General features: G+C 71.8%; 17 protein-coding genes, 1 rRNA gene and 1 pseudogene. 7 read left to right on the top strand and 12 right to left on the bottom strand.

What is annotated here, in order from left to right; all coding sequences use genetic code 11:
- The first annotated feature begins 122 nt into the window (after nucleotides 1–122).
- The 3 genes from ASC99_RS17880 to ASC99_RS17870 all read left to right on the top strand — a co-directional run bounded on the left by ASC99_RS17880 (nucleotide 123) and on the right by ASC99_RS17870 (nucleotide 2,632).
- Entirely contained in the window at nucleotides 123–1,793 is a 1,671-nt protein-coding gene (locus ASC99_RS17880) for an ABC transporter substrate-binding protein (RefSeq protein WP_200948353.1), read from the top strand.
- 132 nt (nucleotides 1,794–1,925) lie between these two features.
- A complete protein-coding gene (locus ASC99_RS17875) occupies nucleotides 1,926–2,360 on the top strand; it encodes a GNAT family N-acetyltransferase (protein ID WP_057233152.1) in 435 nt (144 codons plus the stop codon).
- Nucleotides 2,361–2,404: 44 nt separating this feature from the next.
- Nucleotides 2,405–2,632, top strand: a complete 228-nt coding sequence (locus ASC99_RS17870; RefSeq protein ID WP_057233150.1) for a hypothetical protein — start codon at nucleotides 2,405–2,407, stop codon at nucleotides 2,630–2,632.
- 70 nt (nucleotides 2,633–2,702) lie between these two features.
- Here the strand turns inward: ASC99_RS17870 and ASC99_RS17865 are convergent, their stop codons facing one another.
- Nucleotides 2,703–3,971: a geranylgeranyl reductase family protein gene (locus ASC99_RS17865; protein ID WP_082598417.1), complete on the bottom strand. Its 1,269-nt coding sequence runs from the start codon at nucleotides 3,969–3,971 to the stop codon at nucleotides 2,703–2,705.
- A 165-nt stretch (nucleotides 3,972–4,136) separates the two neighbouring features.
- Here ASC99_RS17865 and ASC99_RS17860 point away from each other — a divergent pair, with 165 nt between their 5' ends.
- Nucleotides 4,137–5,510 (top strand): dipeptidase, encoded by a 1,374-nt coding sequence (locus ASC99_RS17860; RefSeq protein WP_057233149.1) that lies wholly within the window; start codon nucleotides 4,137–4,139, stop codon nucleotides 5,508–5,510.
- On the opposite strand, the gene ASC99_RS17855 is transcribed toward ASC99_RS17860, so the two are convergent.
- The 8 genes from ASC99_RS17855 to ASC99_RS17820 all read right to left on the bottom strand — a co-directional run bounded on the left by ASC99_RS17855 (nucleotide 5,499) and on the right by ASC99_RS17820 (nucleotide 13,416).
- On the bottom strand, nucleotides 5,499–6,167 hold the full coding sequence (locus ASC99_RS17855) for a DUF4184 family protein (protein WP_057233147.1): 669 nt from the start codon (nucleotides 6,165–6,167) through the stop codon (nucleotides 5,499–5,501). The genes ASC99_RS17860 and ASC99_RS17855 overlap by 12 nt on opposite strands.
- Before the next feature lie 12 nt (nucleotides 6,168–6,179).
- Nucleotides 6,180–6,665: an HIT family protein gene (locus tag ASC99_RS17850; protein WP_057233145.1), complete on the bottom strand. Its 486-nt coding sequence runs from the start codon at nucleotides 6,663–6,665 to the stop codon at nucleotides 6,180–6,182.
- Between the two features lie 10 nt (nucleotides 6,666–6,675).
- Complete coding sequence (locus tag ASC99_RS17845; protein WP_057233390.1) at nucleotides 6,676–7,734, bottom strand: NUDIX hydrolase; 1,059 nt, start codon at nucleotides 7,732–7,734, stop codon at nucleotides 6,676–6,678.
- Between the two features lie 192 nt (nucleotides 7,735–7,926).
- Nucleotides 7,927–9,342 carry an acyl-CoA synthetase gene (locus ASC99_RS17840; protein ID WP_057233144.1) on the bottom strand — a complete coding sequence of 472 codons (1,416 nt, stop codon included), beginning with the start codon at nucleotides 9,340–9,342 and terminating at the stop codon, nucleotides 7,927–7,929.
- Between the two features lie 22 nt (nucleotides 9,343–9,364).
- Nucleotides 9,365–10,564, bottom strand: coding sequence for an MFS transporter (locus ASC99_RS17835; protein ID WP_057233141.1), 1,200 nt, complete (start codon nucleotides 10,562–10,564; stop codon nucleotides 9,365–9,367).
- A 227-nt stretch (nucleotides 10,565–10,791) separates the two neighbouring features.
- Nucleotides 10,792–11,757, bottom strand: a complete 966-nt coding sequence (locus ASC99_RS17830; RefSeq protein ID WP_057233139.1) for an electron transfer flavoprotein subunit alpha/FixB family protein — start codon at nucleotides 11,755–11,757, stop codon at nucleotides 10,792–10,794.
- A gap of 48 nt (nucleotides 11,758–11,805) precedes the next feature.
- Nucleotides 11,806–12,594 carry an electron transfer flavoprotein subunit beta/FixA family protein gene (locus ASC99_RS17825; protein WP_082598416.1) on the bottom strand — a complete coding sequence of 263 codons (789 nt, stop codon included), beginning with the start codon at nucleotides 12,592–12,594 and terminating at the stop codon, nucleotides 11,806–11,808.
- A gap of 408 nt (nucleotides 12,595–13,002) precedes the next feature.
- Nucleotides 13,003–13,416 carry a thioredoxin family protein gene (locus ASC99_RS17820; RefSeq protein ID WP_057233136.1) on the bottom strand — a complete coding sequence of 138 codons (414 nt, stop codon included), beginning with the start codon at nucleotides 13,414–13,416 and terminating at the stop codon, nucleotides 13,003–13,005.
- Between the two features lie 181 nt (nucleotides 13,417–13,597).
- On the opposite strand from ASC99_RS17820, the gene ASC99_RS17815 reads away from it, so the two are divergent.
- The 3 genes from ASC99_RS17815 (at nucleotide 13,598) to ASC99_RS17805 (ending at nucleotide 16,125) form a co-directional block, all read left to right on the top strand.
- A complete protein-coding gene (locus ASC99_RS17815) occupies nucleotides 13,598–14,026 on the top strand; it encodes a DUF4395 domain-containing protein (RefSeq protein ID WP_057233134.1) in 429 nt (142 codons plus the stop codon).
- Between the two features lie 177 nt (nucleotides 14,027–14,203).
- Nucleotides 14,204–14,971 (top strand): 1-acyl-sn-glycerol-3-phosphate acyltransferase, encoded by a 768-nt coding sequence (locus ASC99_RS17810; RefSeq protein WP_057233133.1) that lies wholly within the window; start codon nucleotides 14,204–14,206, stop codon nucleotides 14,969–14,971.
- 191 nt (nucleotides 14,972–15,162) lie between these two features.
- Nucleotides 15,163–16,125, top strand: coding sequence for an alpha/beta fold hydrolase (locus tag ASC99_RS17805; protein ID WP_057233130.1), 963 nt, complete (start codon nucleotides 15,163–15,165; stop codon nucleotides 16,123–16,125).
- Nucleotides 16,126–16,231: 106 nt separating this feature from the next.
- On the opposite strand, the gene ASC99_RS17800 is transcribed toward ASC99_RS17805, so the two are convergent.
- The 3 genes and pseudogenes from ASC99_RS17800 to rrf form a co-directional block, all read right to left on the bottom strand.
- Entirely contained in the window at nucleotides 16,232–17,332 is a 1,101-nt protein-coding gene (locus tag ASC99_RS17800) for a chitinase (protein ID WP_235502899.1), read from the bottom strand.
- A gap of 42 nt (nucleotides 17,333–17,374) precedes the next feature.
- Nucleotides 17,375–17,917, bottom strand: a pseudogene (locus ASC99_RS40630) (carbohydrate binding domain-containing protein); the annotation flags it as partial.
- A gap of 274 nt (nucleotides 17,918–18,191) precedes the next feature.
- Nucleotides 18,192–18,269 (bottom strand): 5S ribosomal RNA (gene rrf, locus ASC99_RS17795); the annotation flags it as partial.

Here is an 18,269-nt window from a genome sequence, read left to right as displayed (position 1 = left end):
AAGCTGGCGACCAATTCGGCCGCCTGTTGGAATCTAGTCAGCGCGGATGCCCGGCGGTCTGTATGCGAATCCGGCTTCACCACCAGACGAGATCCCCCGGAGGAATTATGCGATCAACCTTTATGACCCGGACCGCAGCTCTGCCCGGCACGAGTGTTTCGGGTGCGACTGCGAACGGTGCGGCCACCGAGGCCCGCAAGGCCACGATCATCAGCTACCACGGCACCGAGCCGGAGAACGCACTGATACCCGGTCATACGACGGAGTCCGGTGGGGTCAAGGTGATCGCGGCCCTGTTCCGGGGGCTGATCTCCTACGACCCCATCGACGCCCACCCGAGGAACGCGGTCGCGAAGTCCATCAGGACCACCGACTCCACGGTCTTCACCATCGAGCTGAAGAGCGGCTGGACGTTCCACGACGGCACGCCGGTCACCGCGAGCAGCTTCGTCGACGCCTGGAACTACACCGCACACGGCCCGAACAGGATGCAGGCGGCCAGCTTCCTGGCGCACATCGAAGGCTTCGGCGAGGTGAACGCCGCCGACTCGACGGTCACGGAGCTGTCCGGCCTGAAGGTGGTCGACGACCACACGTTCGTGGTGACCCTGTCGGCGCCGTTCTCCGAATTCCTCGTCACGCTCGGCTGCAGCGCGTTCTTTCCGCTGCCGAAGGCCTTCTTCGACGACCGGGCGGCGTACGAGGCCCACCCGATCGGCAACGGCGCGTTCAGGTTCGTCTCCCGGGAGCCCGAGAAGAACATCCTGCTCGAGCGCTACGACCACTACGCCGGGGACGACAAGCCGCAGATCGGCGGCGTCGACTTCCGGATCTACGCGGACCTGGGCGACGCCTATCACGACGTGATGGCGGACCGGCTCGACTACCTGGACGTCACCCCGTTCTGGGCGCTGGAAGGCAACCGGTACCGGAAGGACCTGCCGAACCGCACGTACGACCGGACCTACCTCGGGATCCAGACCATCACCTTCCCGCTCTACGACCCGCGCTACGCCGACCGGCGGGTGCGGCAGGCGATCTCGATGGCGATCGACCGGGTCAAGCTGATCGACAAGATCTTCCAGGGCCACCAGGCGCCCTCCGACGGCCTGGTCCCGCCGGCTGTCTCTGGCCGGGCCGAGAACCAGGGCGGCGAGTTGTGCAGCTACTCCCCGGTGCGGGCCAGGGAGTTGTTCGAAGCGTCCGGATTCCAGGGCGACATCGAGCTGACGTCCAACATCGACTCGCCGAACCAGCCCTGGATGGAGGAGGTCTGCGCCTCGGTCACCGAGACGCTCGGCGTGCCCTGCCGCTTCGTGTCGATCCCGACCCTCGGGGAGTTCCGGCGCAAGCTGAACGCCCAGGAGATCACCGCGGTGTTCCGCTCCGGCTGGATCGCCGACTACCCGTCGATCGAGAACTTCCTCAGCCCGATGTTCCGGACCGGCGCCTCCGACAACGTCGGCAGGTACAGCAACCCTGCCGTCGACGCCCTGCTCTCCGCCGCCGACACCGCACCGACCAGCGAGCAGGCATGGGACCTCTACCAGCAGGCCGAGCGGGCGATCCTGCAGGACATGCCGACCGTCCCGATCTGGTACCAGAGCACGCTGTCGGCCTGGTCGACGCGGCTGCGGACGGTCCAGCCCAACCCGTTCCGCGAGCTCGACCTGTACAGCGTCACCGTGGCGGAGCCGGCCGAGGACCGCACGTACGACCGCGCCGCCCCCACCGAGACCCGCCGCCGCACCGGCCGGCCGGGAGGCCGACCCGGTGCCTCGACCCGCCCGTAGCCCCACCACCATCGGCCCGGCTCCGACCGAACCCGCACGCAGTACCGGACTTGACCACGGTGCCGCGTGCGGGTTCTGCGTTGTTCCCGAAAGGCGGTTGACGCCCCGGGGCGGGCGCGGTCTCCTACTGCGATGACCGATCTTCGCATCGAGCCGGTGAGTGGTGACCTCGGCCTCCGGGACTGGCAGCTCGTCCACAACCTGATCATCCCGACCGACCCGCTGTCGCTGGCGGAGATCCGCGAGCGGGCCGGGCGCAACCGGCTGGAGGTGGCCCACCTCGGCGAGACCCTGGTCGGCTGCTCGACCGTACGGCCGCCGGTGGACGGCACCGCCACCGTGATCGCCCGGGTGCTCCCGGCGTACCGGCGGCAGGGCATCGGCGCGCAGCTCTACACACACTCCCTGGCGTACGCGCGGTCGCTCGGCGCGACGGTGATCGAGACCGTCGTCCTGGCGTCCAACCCGGACGGGTTGCGGTTCGCCGAGGGGCAGGGGTTCGTCGAGATCGAGCGGTATCTGCTGCCCGGTGACACGGTCCCGTACGTCGATCTGCGGCTGGCCTGACCCCGCGGGCGCGGGCACCCCGTCCGGCACGAGAGAATGACGTCATGACCGACGAGCACATCGAAGCACCGAAGTCCGCGAACGAACGCAGGGAGCAGCTGTTCCAGGCCATGCGCAAGGGCGGCGGCAACTGGGACTGGACCCGCGCACGCGAGACGTACTACGAGCAGCCGGACCCGCGCACGGTCCGCCGCGACCTCGAACAGCTGCGCAAGGCGGGCAGGCTGTTCCGCGACCGCGAGACCGGCCTGTACGAGGCGATCGGGTACTGAACCCGATCGCTGACGAAGGTGGCCTCCTCCCGGACGGGAGGAGGCCACCTTCGTCAGCGGGCCGGCGGTGTCAGCGGGACGCGATCGAGGCGAGCCGGCGGGCCGCCCGGTAGTCGCGCATGATCTGGGCGAAGGTGGTGTGCCCCTGGGTGGTGCGGGCGAACGCGCGCCAGGCCGGGCCGACCAGGCAGACGGCGGCGTGGAACAGGTGCGGGCGGCGCTCGAAGGCGCCCAGCATGACCTTGCCCGCGCGCATCTCCACGCCCAGGCCCGCCTTGATCGCGAAGGCGTAGTTCAGCGCCTGCCGCCGGACGTCCGCCGAACCGTCCGCCTCGGCGATCTTGACCGCCCACTCGCCCGCCAAGCGGCCGGAGCGCAGCGCGTACGAGATGCCTTCCCTGGTCCACGGCTCCAGCAGCCCGGCCGCGTCCCCCGCGACCAGCACCCGGCCCCGGGAGAGCGGCGAGTCCTCGGCCCGGCAGCGGGTCAGGTGACCCGACTCGATGCTCGGGGTGAAGCCGGACAGGCCCAACTGCCGGATGTAGTCGGCGAGGTAGCCCTTGGTCGCCTCGCCGTCGCCGCGCGCGGAGATCACCCCGACGGTCAGCGAACCGGACTCGGTCTTCGGGAACACCCAGCCGTACGAGCCGGGCAGCGGACCCCAGTCCAGGTGGATCCGGCCCTGCCAGTAGCGGAGCACCGACTCGGGCACCGGGATCTCCGCCTCGAGCCCGAGGTCGATCTGGTCGAAGGTCACCCCGACGTACCGCCCGATCCGGCCGGCACTGCCGTCCGCTCCGACCACCGCACGGGCCTCGATCCGGCGGCCGTCCGAGGTGGTGACGGTGACGGTGCGTCCGGCGCCGGCCGGCTGCTCGACCCCGGCCACCGTGACGCCGGTCACCAGCACCGCGCCGGCCTGCTCGGCCGACTGCACCAGGCGCAGGTCGAACTCGTCCCGGTTCACCAGCCCGAACAGCATCCGCTTGGAGCGCCGGGTGCGGGTGAACCGGCCGCCGAGCGCGAAGGTGACGGCGTACACCCGGTCCTGTAGCGGGAGCTTGAAGTCCTCCGGCAGGCTGTCCCGGGACGGGCCGATGATGCCGCCGCCGCAGGTCTTGTAGCGGGGGTGCTCGGCCTTGTCGAGCAGCAGTACCCGACGCCCCTGCCGGGCTGCGCCGTACGCGGCGGAGGACCCGGCCGGACCGGCGCCGACCACCACGACGTCCCAGACGCCTGCCAACGGGTCTGGCCCGTCCGACACTTCGTCAGCGTCCGGCCCGGGCGCGGCGGGCGGGTCGATGCGGTCCTGGCCGTGGGAGCTACCGGAGTCAGTCACGGACAGCAATCCTAGTGCCGATATGCAGGTACGAAGCCAGCCCCGGGCAAAGACACCCCAACGCCGCGACGCCGCCCACCAGCTGCCGGAGGGTCCATGTGGCGGGCCTATGATCGATCCATCCCCAGCAGCGCCATTTCATCCGCACACCACCGGAGTTTACCGATGACCCAGCAGTCCGTGGCCGCGGCCGTCCGATCCCTGATGCCGCAGGCCAGGGCCGAGCTCGCCGAACTGGTGTCGTTCCAGTCCGTCGCCGACCCCCGGCAGTTCCCGGTCGAGGAGTGCGAGAAGGCGGCCCGCTGGGTCGCCGACGCCTTCGCCGCCGAGGGTCTGACGGGCGTTCGGCTGCTGGACACGCCGGACGGCACCCAGTCGGTCTACGCCGAACTGCCGGGCCCGGCGGGCGCTCCGACCGTGCTGCTGTACTCGCACTACGACGTGCAGCCGCCGCTGGACGAGGCCGGCTGGCACTCCCCCGCCTTCGAGCTGACCGAGCGGGACGGCCGCTGGTACGGGCGCGGTGCCGCCGACTGCAAGGGCAACATCCTGATGCACCTGACGGCCCTTCGGGCGCTGCGCCAGGTGGACGGCGGCTACCCGGTCGGGCTCAAGGTGATCGTGGAGGGTTCGGAGGAGCAGGGCACCGGCGGCCTGGAGCAGTACGCCCACGCCCACCCCGAACTGCTCACCGCCGACGTCGTGGTGATCGGCGACACCGGCAACTTCGCCCCCGGCCTGCCGACCGTCACCGCCACCCTGCGGGGCATCACCGAGGCCGCGATCACCGTCTCCACCCTGGCGGGCAACCTGCACTCCGGAGCGTTCGGCGGCGCCGCCCCCGACGCCCTGCAGTCGCTGATCAAGGTGCTCGCCTCGCTCCACGACGAGCACGGCGACGTCGCCGTGGACGGCCTGCGGGCCGACCAGACCTGGCCCGGAGTCGCGTACCCCGAGGAGCAGTTCAGGGCGGACGCCAAGGTGCTCGACGGCACCGCCCTCACCGGCACCGGTACGGTCGCCGACCGGCTCTGGGCCCGCCCCGCCGTCACCGTCCTCGGCATCGACGCCCCGCCCGTGGTCGGCGCCACCTCCTCCGTCCACTCCACCGCCCGGGCCCGGGTCAGCCTGCGCATCCCGCCGGGCATGGAGCTCAAGGCCGCCCAGGAGGCACTGGAGGCCCACCTGCTGGCCGCCGTCCCGCTCGGCGCCCACGCCGAGGTCGAACGGCTCGGCGGCGGCAGCCCGTTCAGCGCCGACACCACCGGGCCGGCCTACGAGGCGATGGGCGCCGCCATGCAGGACGCCTTCGGCACTCCCATGGTCGCCTCCGGCGAGGGCGGCTCGATCCCGCTCTGCAACACCCTGCACACCCTCTACCCCAGCGCCGAGATCATCCTGATCGGCGTCGAGGACCCCACCACCCAGATCCACGCCGTGAACGAGAGCGTCGACCCGACGGAGCTGGAGCGGATGGCCCTGACCGAGGCCCTCTTCCTGCGCAACTACGCCGCCATGAAGTCCGGTTCACCCTCCTGAACCCCGGCGGAAGGCCGCCGGGTGCCGGGCGCCGAGGGCGTACACGGTGAGCCCGGCGGCCAGGCCCGCGCCCGCGCCGAAGCAGAACTCGCTGATCAGGCCGCGCTCCCGGCGGGCCAGCCGGTGCAGCACCCCGGCCGCCGTGGCCAGGGCCAGACCCGCGACGGCGGTCCGGGGCAGCGCGGGTGCAGGCGGGCGGTGGCGGGTGAGCAGGGCCAGGCCGACGGCCGAACTGCCGTACTGGAGCACGGTGTAGAGCGGGATCCCGGCCGACTCGGTGTTCAGGACCGGGAAGGCGCGCACCCCGGCCCGGCCCTCGTGGGTGAAGGAGTCCCAGCAGACGTGGGTGGCGGCGCCGATCGCGGCCGAGACGGCGAACCAGCCGTACCGCCCGAGCTCATGCCGCCCCGGGCGGACCAGCCCGTACCACCACCAGGTCAGCCCGCCCGCGATCAGCACGTCCACGGTCGGGACGGCCCACCAGCGGTGGGTGACGGCGCCGAAGTCGTAGCAGCCGCGCAGCAGCGAGTCGGCGAAGTACGGGACGTCCGGCGCCATCGACCCGGCCACCAGCCCGGCGGCGACCAGCGGGCCGCGCGCCCTGGTTCCCTCCAACAGCGGGAGCACGGCGGCCGGGTGACTGAGCGTGAAGGGCACCCGGCCATCCTGTCAGAGCAGGTCCAGTTCCTCGCCGATCGCGCGCCGAAGCCCGTCGTGGCGCGCGCCGAGCGTGTGCTCCGGCGCGGGCGCCGTCCAGTGCGACCGGGGGTACAGCCAGACCGGGCCGCCGACCAGTTCGGCCGGTTCCCACCCGTAGCGGGGCCAGATGTGGGCGTGCAGGAAGCCGTCGGTGTTGCCGAGGATCTCCAGGTTGACCCGGCGGAAGGCCGGGTCGAGCCGGCGGCAGGCGCGTTCGACGGCCTCGCCGAGGCGGTCCATGTCGGCCAGGAAGGCGGTGCGCTGAGGGCGGGTCAGCTCGGAGAGCCGCTGCACCTCGGGCCGGTCGGTGAGCAGCACCGCGTAGCCCGGCAGGAACTGCACGTCGCCGATCACCGCGAATCCGGCGGTGAGCCGCCGCAGCACGGTGGGGTTCTCGCCGCGCAGCGCCGATCCGATCCGGTCCTGGCGCCAGTCCGCCCCTGCGTTCTCCGTCATGCTCGCGAAGCTATCCCAGGCTTGGGGCACCGACCGCGGCCGGGAGCCCGGCTTCCAGGTAGCGCAGCTCGCCGCTGACCCGGGCGTCCAGGGCGGCGGCCAGTCGCCGCAGCCGGTTCGGCGGCAGCAGGGTGGCGGCCTCGTCCAGGGTGACGAAACGCCAGCCGCGCAGTTCCTCGGCCGGAAGCCGGAGCGCGCTCCGGGCCCGCGCGTCGAGCCGTCCGCCGTCGTACATCAGCCGAAGCCCGCCCCGGCGCGGGCCGGTGCGCGGCTCCCAGTCCACCGCGAGCAGGCGCAGCGCGGTCGGCTCCAGCCGGAGGCCGAGCTCCTCGGTGGTCTCCCGCAGGGCGGCGTCGGTGGGCGCCTCGCCGCGTTCGACCACGCCGCCGGGGAACTCCCAGTCGGGCTTGTAGACGGGGTCCACCAGCAGCACCCGGTCCTGGTCGTCGAAGAGCAGCACGGCGGCCGCCACGGTGTCCCCGGTGGTGTCGGCGCTCTGCACGATGGGGCAGACCGCGACACCGTCCTTGACCAGGGCGGCGAGGTGTTCGGCCGTCTGACGCGGGGTCAGCCCTGCGGTGTCGACCAGCTGGGCGTCTCTACTGAGCCAGCGACGGGCCAGCCGGTACTGGGTCAGGTGCTCCCGGCACCAGGTGCGGACCCGGGCGCTGGCCTCGGGGTCGCCGGGGCACTCGTCCCGGTTGTCGATCCGCTCCTGCAGGATCGTTTCCGCAGGGTCCAGCACGAAGTGGTGCACCGCCAGCCCCCGGGCGGCCAGCGCACCGAAGATCTCGTCCCGGTAGTCCTCCCGGAGCAGCGTCATCGGCACCACCAGCGGCCCCGGCACCTCGGCCAGCACGGCGGCCGCCACCTCGGGCACCAGGCGCCGCCAGGCGGGCAGGTCCTGGAAGTCGGAGACGGTGGCCATCCGGTCGGCCGGCAGGATGTGCCGCAGCCCGTGGCCGACCAGCTCGGGGTCGTACAGCACGCTGCCCGGCAGCAGCTCGACCAACTCCTGGCAGGCACTCGTCTTGCCCGCTCCGAACGTGCCGTTGACCCAGACGATCACAGTGCCCCTGCCTTCCGCCGCCCCGATGGCCCAGCCCACTCCGGCGCCATCGAGGTGGTCCCCCGCCACGGCCAGGACCATGCCTGTCCGCCCGTGCGGGTGTCGGTTCCCGGCCGTACGGCATGTGTCAGCCGCACTCTCGCATCGTCTGACCTGCTCAGGTCAATCAGTCGCCCGCAGTCGCCCGCCCGGTCAGCCGAGGTCCAGCAGCTGCTTCTTGAGCACCTTTCCCATCGCGTTCCTGGGCAGCTCGTCCACCAGCACCACCCGCCGGGGCCGCTTGTGCACCGAGAGCCGCTCGGCCACGAAGGCGGTCAGCTGATCCCCCGTCACCACCCCGTCGGCGATCACGTACGCCACCACGGCCTGGCCCAGGTCCTGGTCCGGCGCGCCGATCACCGCCGCGTCGGCCACCGCCGGGTGGTCCCGCAGCGCGGCCTCCACCTCGCCCGCGCCGATCCGGTAGCCGCCGCTCTTGATCAGATCCACCGAGGCCCGGCCGACGATCCGGTGGAAGCCGTCCGGACCGATGGTCGCCACGTCCCCGGTACGGAACCAGCCGTCGGCGGTCCACGCCTCGGCGTCGGCGTCCGGCCGGTTGAGGTAGCCGGTGAACAACGTCAGCCCGGCCACCTGGAGTTCGCCGACCGTCTCGCCGTCCGGCGGCACCGGGCCGCCGTCCTCGGCCACCAGCCGGGTGCGGACACCGTCCAGCGGCAGCCCGACACTGCCGGGGCGGCGCTCGCCGTCGGCCCGGGTGGAGACGGTGATCAGCGACTCGGTCATGCCGTACCGCTCGATCGGCGCCTGCCCGGTGAGCGCGGCGATCCGGTCGAAGACCGGTGTCGGCAGCGGGGCGCTGCCGGAGACCAGCAGCCGGGCGGTGGCCAGCGCCCGCGCCGACGGTTCGTCAGCCGCGATCCGGGACCAGACCGTCGGCACCCCGAAGTACAGACTGCCGCCCGCCTTGGCGTACGCCTCCGGCGAGGGGCGGCCGGTGTGCACCAGTCGGCTGCCGGTACGCAGCGCGCCCAGCACCCCCAGCACCAGACCGTGCACATGGAACAGCGGCAGCCCGTGCACCAGGGTGTCCTCGGCCGTCCACTGCCAGGCGGCGGCCAGCGCGTCCAGGTCGGCCGCGACCGCGCTGCGCCGGATCACCGCGCCCTTCGGCGCTCCCGTGGTACCGGAGGTGTAGAGCACGAAGGCCGTGCACTCCACCTCCGGCTCGGCGTACGTACCGCTCGAACGGGCCGTCAGCTCCACCGGGAGCGCCTCGATCCCGTCCGGCGCGTCCGGCGTCGGCGTTCCGATTGGCAGCGCCAGCAGGGTGGCACCCGAGTCGCGCAGGATGTGGGCGCGCTCCTTGGGCCCGGAGTCCGGCGGCAGCGGCACCACCGGTACGCCCGCCAGCAGCCCGCCGACGGTGGCCACCACGGTCTCGACGGTCGGCCCGGCCAGCACCGCGAGCGCCGGTGCCCCCGCCACCCGGTCGGCCACCGCCGTTGCCGCGCCCAGCAGTTGCTCCCTGGAGAGCGGCCGTCCGTCGATCCGCAGCGCGTCGGCGGCGTCGCCGAAGCCGCCCTCAAGTGCCGTCAGCAGTCCCATGGGCGGGACTCTAGCGGAGGGGTCAGGCGCGCACCGGGGACGGCCGCCGCCGGACCACGCCGAGGGTCGCCACCGCACCGAACGCCGCACAGCACGCCAGCGCCCCCGCCGTACCGCCGAACGCCGTGGTCGGACCGGCCCGCTCGACCAGCACGCCCCCGGCCGCCGCACCGAGCGCGGCCCCCAGGTTGTAGGCGGTGTTCACCCACGCGCCCGCCTCGGTCCGGGAACCCTCCGGGACGAGCTCCTCGACGAGTTGGTAGGCGGTGATCAGCAGCACGTCCGTGCAGGCACCCGCGAGCAGCAGTGCCAGCGCCGTCGCGGGCAGCACGTCGAGGGCGGGAACCGCGTAACAGCAGGCGGCCGCCGCGACCAGCAGCACCGGCCGCCGCAGCAGCGCGCCGCGCCACTGGTACCCGCCGTACACCAGCCCGCCCAGCACGCCGCCGACCGCGAACAGCGTGGTCAGCACCCCGGCCGCCACGGTGCCCCGGGCGGCCACGATCGCGATCTCGAACACGGTCAACGCGGCGGCCGCCCCCAGGATCGGCAGCAGCAGCGGCCCGAATCCCTTCACCCGCAAGGGACTTCCGGAGCGCTTCACCCCGGGCGACACGCTCATCGACGCCCCCCGCAGGGCCGCCGCCAGCAGACCGAACCCGACCAGCACGAGCACCGTGCAGGCCCCGACGGCAGCGGGGGCGCCCAGCGCCGCGACCAGGAAGCCCCCGAGCAGCGGTCCGAGTGCGAAGACGGTGGACTCGGCCGCCGTGTCCAGGCTCAGCGCGGACTGCCGCTGCGCCTCGTCGGCGGCCAGCCTGCCCCACAGGGTGCGCATCAGCGGACCGACGGGCGGCGGGAAGACACCGGTCAGCACCGCGAGCACGGCGATCAGCGGGGCGGGTGCGTGCACGGCACAGGTGGTGGCCAGCACGGCGAGCAGGAGGGTGTAACTGACGGACAGGCAGGTCAGCGCGGCGGGCCGACGCTCCACCAACCGGGCCCGGGCGGGCCCGAGCAGGGCGCTGACCAGTCCGAACAGGCCGGTGACGGTGCCCGCCACGGCGTACGAACCGGTGCCCTCGTACAGCGCGAGCAGCAGCGGCAGCCCGATCACGCCGTAACTGAGCCGGGCGAGCATCGCGGCGGTGAAGAGCCTCGGGGCGTGCGGAAGCATGAGGACAGCGCGATAGGAGGCGCTGCCCCGGGAGGGGCGTGACATGGGGTGATCTCCGATGAACAGGCGCGCCGAGGCTCAGCCGGGCGCGCGCGGGCACGACGGGGGCGTGGCCGGCCCCACCGGCCACCCCTGCTCAGCAGGGGCGCGGTGCGGGCGGGCTGACGGCCCGTCAGTGCGGATCGGAGAGGTACACGGACGGAAGCATAGCCGGACACGGCGGAGCCCCGCCGGAGTTTTCCGACGGGGCTCCGCTGATGCCTGCTTCGGGGTCAGCCCTTGCGGGTGTTGACCTCGGTGGTGAGTTGGGGGAGGACGGTGAAGAGGTCTCCGACGACGCCGTAGTCGACGAGTTCGAAGATGGGGGCTTCGGGGTCCTTGTTGATGGCGACGATGGTCTTGGAGGTCTGCATGCCGGCGCGGTGCTGGATGGCGCCGGAGATGCCCGCGGCGATGTAGAGCTGCGGGGAGACCTGCTTGCCGGTCTGGCCGACCTGGTTGGTGTGCGGGTACCAGCCGGCGTCGACGGCGGCGCGGGAGGCGCCGACGGCCGCGCCGAGGGCGTCGGCGAGGTCCTCGACCACCGAGAAGCCTTCGGCTGCGCCGACGCCGCGGCCGCCGGAGACGACGATGGCGGCYTCGGTSAGYTCGGGGCGGCCGGAGGAGACGCGGGGGGTGCGGGCGGTGACGGTGGCGGCGTTGCCGGTGAACGTGAYGGTGACGTTCTCGACSGYRCCSGCGGCGGGGGCCGGYTCGGGGGTGGTGGAGTTCGGCTTGACGGTGATGACCGGGGTGCCGTGCGAGACCTTCGACTTGACCTGGAAGGAGGCGGCGAACACCGCCTGGGTGGCGACSGGGCCGCCGTCGGTGCCGGCTTCGAGGTCGACGGCGTCGGTGATGATGCCGGACTCCAGGCGCAGGGCGACGCGGGCGGCGATCTCCTTGCCCTCRCCGGAGGAGGTGACCAGGACCGCGCCCGCATTGGCGGTCTTGGCGATCTGGGTGAGCGCGTCGACCTTGGGGACGACGAGCTGGTCGGTGAACTCGGGGGCGTCGGCGGTGTAGGCCTTGGCGGCGCCGTATTCGGCGGCCTTGGCGGCGATGGCCGTGGCGGCTTCGCCTGCGCCGAGGATGACGGCGGAGGGTTCGCCGATGCGGCGGGCCAGGGTGAGCAGTTCGAGGGCCGGCTTGCGGACCACACCGTCGGCGTGGTCCACGAGAACCAGGATCTCAGCCATGATCTTGTCTCCTGAGGGATCGTGGAATGTGGCGCTGGTGACGGTGGGTTAGATGAACTTCTGCTCGGCGAGGTAGGCSGCCAGGGCGGTGCCGCCGGCTCCTTCGTCCTTGACGATGGTGCCGGCGGTGCGGGCCGGGCGGGCGGTGATCGTCTCGACCGCGGTCCAGGCRCCGGYGAGGCCGACGGTGTCGGCGTCGATGCCGAGGTCGTCGAGGTCGTAGGWCTGCACCGGCTTCTTCTTGGCGGCCATGATGCCCTTGAAGGAGGGGTAGCGGGCTTCGCCGGACTGGTCGGTGACCGAGATGACGGCGGGCAGCTGCGCGGTGATGGTCTCGGTGGCGGCGTCGCCGTCGCGGCGGCCGGTGATGGTGGTGCCGTCGAGGGTGACCTCGGAGAGCAGGGTGGCCTGCGGGATGTTGAGGCGTTCGGCGAGCAGGGCCGGSAGGACGCCCATGGTGCCGTCGGTGGAGGCCATGCCGCAGACGATGAGGTCGTAGCCGGTCTGTTCCAGGGCCTTGGCGATGATGGCGGAGGTGCCGATCACGTCGGTGCCGTGGATGTCGTCGTCGTTGACGTGGACGGCCTTGTCTGCGCCCATGGAGAGGGCCTTGCGCAGGGCGTCCTTGGCGTCGTCGGGGCCGACGGTGAGGACGGTGACCTCGGCGYCGTCGCCGTGGGTGGCGGCGATGCGCAGGGCCTGCTCCACGCCGTACTCGTCCAGCTCCGACAGGAGGCCGTCCACGGCGTCCCGGTCGGTGGTGGTGTCGTCCGCGAAGCGACGGTCACCGGTCGCATCGGGCACGTACTTCACACAGACAACGATCCTCAAGCTCACGGCCTGTCTCCTGTACTGGTCTCGTCCGGCGGCTGCGGCTGTGCAAGCGGGCGCGAACTCGTCACGCACCCGCTCCGGGCAGCGGATTCCTGTGCCCGTCCGGAACTTGCTGGCAGCATACTCGCGAGTAGCTTAGCCGTCACTACTGGCCAGTAGCTTAGCTCTGCCGAAGCCCGGTCGGGTGCTCCGCACCCCGCGTCGCCCCTGGCCACGAAGGGCCAGGAACGGCCGCACTGCCGTCTGCGCCCCATCCTGCCCCAGCCCGGGCCGCCTACCTGCTGACCGGGCGGCAGATCGACTGTGAGATTGAACGGTCTTGACAGATTCACCTGGGCGGACGGGGTCGGACGGTCCCTCAGATGCCCTGCCCGCCATGCCCACTTCACGCCACATCCGGGACGGGCTGCGTCAGATCGCCTCGCCCAGCGCGGCGATCACATCGGCCCGGCGCGGCTGACCCGAGGCCCGGCGGACCTGTCGGCCGCCCGCGTCCAGCACCAGCACGGTCGGCGTCCGGAGGATGTCCAGCCTGCGGACCAGGTCGAGCTCCTGCTCGGCGTCCACCTCGACGTGCGCCACCCCCGGCACCAGCTCCACCACCTCGGCCAGCACCCGCCGGGTCGCCCGGCACGGCTGGCAGAACGCGGTGGAGAACTGCACCAGCGTGGCCCGCTCCCCCAGCTCCACCCCGAGGTCCCCTGCGGTCAGCACCACCGCACCGTCCTTCGCCCGCATCCGCAGCCTCCCGTCCCGCCGGGCCCGGAACAGCCCGAACCCGCTCGCCAGCACGAGCACCACAGCACACACCAGCAACCCGGTCATCGCTCCAGTGTGCGGCATCTCACCGCCGCCCCGGCCGGGGGGCGTACCATCACCGCCATGAACTCCCCGAGGCCGAACCGCCTGACCCGCCGTCGGGTGGTCGACCTGTGCCGGGCGACCACGATGCGCTGTCGCTGACCCGCCGTCAGCCCGCTCGTCCCCTCGCCTCTCGGAGTTCCCCATGCAGATCGACCCGCGCGGCCCGCGCTTCGCCGCCGTGCTCACCTCCCTGGTACTCGCCGCCGTCCTGATCACCGGCAGCGGGTGGCTGCTCGCCCTGCAGGCCGCCGTCTTCGCCGTCGGGGCCCTGATCGGCCTGCAGTACTCGCCGTACGGCTGGCTCTACCGCGTCCTGATCCGGCCCCGGCTGGCGCCGCCGACCGAGCTGGAGGACGCCCGGCCGCCCCGGTTCGCCCAGGCGGTCGGCCTCGGCTTCGCCGTCGTCGGTACCGTCGGCTACCTCACCGGCGTGACCTGGCTCGGCCTGCTCGCCACCGCCTTCGCGCTCGGCGCGGCCTTCCTGAACGCGGCGTTCGGCTACTGCCTCGGGTGCGAGATGTACCTCCTTCTGCACCGTGGCCGGGCCCGGCTGGGTGCAGCCGGCCGGTAGCTCCGCCCTCCCCTTGGCCACCACCGGTCGGACAGGCGTGACATCCGACCATCGTTCGGGGGATCATTCGGGTGTATCACCCGGGGCCACCGCGGCCTGCCGCGCCTCCGGTCCGGCTCGCCCGCGCCCCGGGACCACCTGACCGGGCCCCAAGCCCGTGGGAAGTAGGGCTGACCCGTGGCAGAGTTCGTCTACCCGCCGGTGATCCGCACCGCGCTCACCGTGTTCAAGGCGCTGGACTGCCAGATCAAGATCATCGGCGCGGAGAACATCCCCGCCAAGGGCGGCGCGGTGCTGGTGAGCAATCACATCAGCTACCTGGACTTCCTCTTCGCCGGTCTCGGCGCCTTCAAGGGCGGCAAGCGCAAGACCCGCTTCATGGCCAAGGACGACGTCTTCAAGCACGGCATCTCCGGCCCGCTGATGCGCGGCATGAAGCACATCCCGGTGGACCGCTCCGACGGGCAGCCCGCGTACGACGCCGCCGTCAAGGCACTGCAGGCCGGCGAGGTGGTCGGTGTCTTCCCCGAGGCCACCATCAGCCGCTCCTTCACCCTGAAGAAGTTCAAGACCGGCGCCGCCCGGATGGCCGCCGACTCCGGCGCCCCGCTGCTCCCGGTCATCCTCTGGGGCACCCAGCAGCTCTGGACCAAGGGCCGCCCGAAGACCCTGACCAAGCGCCACGTCCCGGTCACCATCATGATCGGCGAGCCGATCGTGCTGGCTCCCGGCGACAAGCCCGTCATGGTCACCCGCCGGCTGCGGGCCGCGATGACCGAGATGCTCGAGCAGGCCCAGCGCGACTACCCCGGCAAGCCCACCGGCCCCGACGACACCTGGTGGCTCCCCGCCCACCTCGGCGGCACCGCCCCCACCCTCGAGGTCGCCGAAGCCGAGGACGAGGCAGAGGCCGAGGCCCGCGCGGAGAAGCGCGCCCAGCGCTGAACCTCAGCACTGACCTGAACGAACACGGAAGGTCCCGCCGGATGACGGCGGGGCCTTCCGCGTCTGTCCCGGGGCTGTCCGCTCGTCAGCCGGGCCTTGACGCACCGTCAGCCGTTCTTCCCAACTCCCTTCGACGGCAGGCAGGATGGTCATGTCAACTCCGGCAGCGCCAGCCAGCGAAGGGCCGTCCCATGACCACGATCACCCACCGCCAGGTCGAATCCACCAGCGGACTGTCGATGCACATCGCCGAAGCGGGCAGCGGCCCCCTGGTCCTGCTGCTGCACGGCTTCCCCGAGAGCTGGTACTCCTGGCGCCACCAACTCGTCGCCCTGGCCGAGGCCGGCTACCACGCGGTCGCTCCCGACCAGCGCGGCTACGGCGGGACCGGCGGACCGGACGAGGTCGACCAGTACTCCCTGCTGCACCTGTCCGGCGACATCCTCGGCCTGCTCCCCGCGCTCGGCGCCGACCGTGCCGTGGTGGTCGGCCACGACTGGGGCGCCCCGGTCGCCTGGACCACCGCGCTGCTCCGCCCCGACCTGGTACGCGGCGTGGTCGGGCTCTCGGTCCCGCCGTTCCCGCGCGGGCCGATGCCGATGCTGCAACTCTTCCGCCAACTGCTGGGCGACACCTACTACATGGTCCACTTCCAGCAGCCCGGAGTGGCCGACGCCGAACTCGCGCGCGACCCGTACACCACCTTCCGTACCGTGCTGGCCGGCCGCCCGCTACTCAGCCCCGACCGTACTGCGCTGGTCCCCGAGGGCAACGGCTTCCTGGACATGTTCACCCGGCCCACCGACCTGCCCGACTGGCTCACCGAGGACGATCTCGCCCACTACGCAGCCGAGTTCGCCACCAGCGGCTTCACCCGCCCGCTCAACTGGTACCGCAACCTCGACAACAACTGGCACCTCACCGCCCCCTGGCACAACGCCCGGATCCTGCCCCCCGCCCTCCTCATCGTCGGCGAACAAGACCTGGTGGTAGCCAACGACCGCGCCCGCGCAGGCCTCACCACCCTCGGCGAACTCGCCCCCAACATCGCCGAACCCGTCTGGCTCCCCGACTGCGGCCACTGGACCCAGCAGGAGAAGCCCAAGGAGGTCAACCAGGCCCTGCTCGGCTTCCTCGACGGCCTCGCCGACTAGGGACTCCCTTCCCCGCACGGGGTGGAGCCCGAGAGCTTTGAGTGCTCTCGGGCCCCACCCTCCGGCGCGAAGCGGTGCACCGGGGTGCGGGAAATTCAGCGGAACATCAACGCCCTTGGAGGGACTTGACGTTGTCGCCGAAGGTCCAGCCCTTCGAGCCGTCCCAGTTGATCGACCACGTCATGAGCCCCTTCAGCCCGCCGCCGAAGGCGTTCCACGACTGGCTGACCAGACTCGGCGTCATGTAGCCACCGCCCGCACCGGATTGGGCCGGCAGACCGGGCACCTGCTTGTCGTACGGCACCTTGATCGTGGTGCCCTGGATCACCAGGCCGTTGTTCAGGCAGGTGGTCTGCGCGGTGAAACCCTGGACGGTACCGGCCTGGTAGGAGTCGCCGGAGCAGCCGTACATGCTGCCGTTGTAGTACTGCATGTTCAGCCACCAGAGGCGCCCGTTGTCGGCGTACTTCTTGATGATCGGCAGGTAGGAGCCCCAGATCGACCCGTAGGTGACGCTGCCGCCGGTGACGTACGCGGTCTCGGGGGCCATCGTCAGGCCGAAGCCCGCGGGCATCTGGGCCAGCACGCCGTCGATGATGCGCACCAGGTTGGCCTGGGAGGCGGACAGCGTGTTGATGTTGCCGCTACCGGACAGGCCGGTCTCGATGTCGATGTCGATTCCGTCGAAGTTGTACTTCTTGAGGATCGGGACGACGGTCGCCACGAACTTGTCGGCGACGGTGCTGGAGCTCAGGTCGATACCTGCGGCGGCGCCACCGATCGACATCAGGATCGTCGCCCCGGCCGCCTTCGCCTGGCACATCTCGGCCGGGGTCGAGACCTTGACGTTGGCGTCCATGCCGTCCTGCCACAGGACGGTGCCGTCCGAGAGGATCACCGGGAACGCGGCGTTGATGACGTTGTAGCCGTGCGCGGCGATCCGGCTGTCCGTGATGGGCACCCAGCCCATGCCCGGGTGGACGCCGTTGGAGGCGCCGTCCCAGTTCTCCCAGTAGCCCTGCAGGACCTTGCCCGAAGGCTTGGGCTTCGTGGCGCAGGTGTCACCACCGGTCGGGCTGGTCGACGGCGAGGGGCTGGTGGACGGACTCGTGGACGGGCTCGTGGTCGGCGACGGACTGCTCGATGGGCTGGCCGACGGGCTGGCCGACGGCGTGGGACTGCTGCCACCGGGGCCGGTGAGCGACACGTCGTCCGCGTAGTACGTGGGCTGCCCGTACCAGCCGTGCAGGTAGACGGTCACCGAGGTGGTGCTCGCCCCGGTGGTGAAGCCCACGCTGAGCTGGCTGTACGACGCGCTGTTCGGTGTCCAGGTGGACTGCGCACCGGTGATGCCGGTGCCGGTGGCACCGAGGTAGACGTAGCTGCCCTGGACGTAAGCACTCAGCGTGTACTGGGAGTTGGGCTGCACGCTGATCGTCTGGGTGCACTGGGCGTTGTCCTGGCCGCTCGGCGTGGCCTTGAGCGCGGAAGCCCCGGAGTGGACCGGACTGCTGACGGCCGCGCCGGAGCCGCTGGAGCAGGTCCAGCCGGAGAGTCCGCTCTCGAATCCGGGGTTGGCCACCAGGTTGGGGGCGACGGCCCCGGCCGAGACGGAGCCCGCCAGGACGATGCCGGCACCCAGGACGGCGGCGGCGCTCACCCCGGCGAGGGAACGCCTCAGGACGGTTGGTTCGTGCCCGGCGCGGCTGGTTCGATTCACCTGCGATGCGCGCTCCAGACAAGGGCGGCTATCACCCGGCTGGCGTGGAGTACGCGACCTCCGACGGAACATGTTGTGCTCCCTTCCCGCCGAGCGTCATGGACATGACTGACGTGGGGGCGTGACGCCCGGCTGTGGGTGAGGTGGGGACATGTGGGGCTGTGCCGGACCGGATCGTAGAAGGGGCGGCGCGGCCCGTCAATAGGTCTGGACCAATCGCGGCCAGCCGGCGGTGCGGCCGCAGGAGTCGGGCGCGGACCGGTGCCTCCGGCGGCCGGCTGCTGACCTGTTCCGGAAATGCAGAAAGCCCCACCTGTTACCCGGCGGGGCTTTCTGACTAAAGATTGTTCGGCGGCGTCCTACTCTCCCACAGGGTCCCCCCTGCAGTACCATCGGCGCTATGAGGCTTAGCTTCCGGGTTCGG

Source organism: Kitasatospora sp. Root107, assembly GCF_001424875.1.
In the GTDB taxonomy this organism is placed as follows: domain Bacteria; phylum Actinomycetota; class Actinomycetes; order Streptomycetales; family Streptomycetaceae; genus Kitasatospora.
Note: the sequence above shows the minus strand (reverse complement) of the source record. Positions and strands in the feature narration are given on the sequence as shown.

Excerpts from the sequence above, each read along its gene's own strand:
- ASC99_RS17880 (WP_200948353.1), top strand. The coding sequence starts at position 123 with ATGACCCGGACCGCAGCTCTGCCCGGCACGAGTGTTTCGGGTGCGACT.
- ASC99_RS17875 (WP_057233152.1), top strand. The coding sequence starts at position 1,926 with ATGACCGATCTTCGCATCGAGCCGGTGAGTGGTGACCTCGGCCTCCGG.
- ASC99_RS17870 (WP_057233150.1), top strand. The coding sequence starts at position 2,405 with ATGACCGACGAGCACATCGAAGCACCGAAGTCCGCGAACGAACGCAGG.
- ASC99_RS17860 (WP_057233149.1), top strand. The coding sequence starts at position 4,137 with ATGACCCAGCAGTCCGTGGCCGCGGCCGTCCGATCCCTGATGCCGCAG.
- ASC99_RS17850 (WP_057233145.1), bottom strand. The coding sequence starts at position 6,665 with ATGACGGAGAACGCAGGGGCGGACTGGCGCCAGGACCGGATCGGATCG.
- ASC99_RS17840 (WP_057233144.1), bottom strand. The coding sequence starts at position 9,342 with ATGGGACTGCTGACGGCACTTGAGGGCGGCTTCGGCGACGCCGCCGAC.
- ASC99_RS17835 (WP_057233141.1), bottom strand. The coding sequence starts at position 10,564 with ATGTCACGCCCCTCCCGGGGCAGCGCCTCCTATCGCGCTGTCCTCATG.
- ASC99_RS17820 (WP_057233136.1), bottom strand. The coding sequence starts at position 13,416 with ATGACCGGGTTGCTGGTGTGTGCTGTGGTGCTCGTGCTGGCGAGCGGG.
- ASC99_RS17815 (WP_057233134.1), top strand. The coding sequence starts at position 13,598 with ATGCAGATCGACCCGCGCGGCCCGCGCTTCGCCGCCGTGCTCACCTCC.
- ASC99_RS17805 (WP_057233130.1), top strand. The coding sequence starts at position 15,163 with ATGACCACGATCACCCACCGCCAGGTCGAATCCACCAGCGGACTGTCG.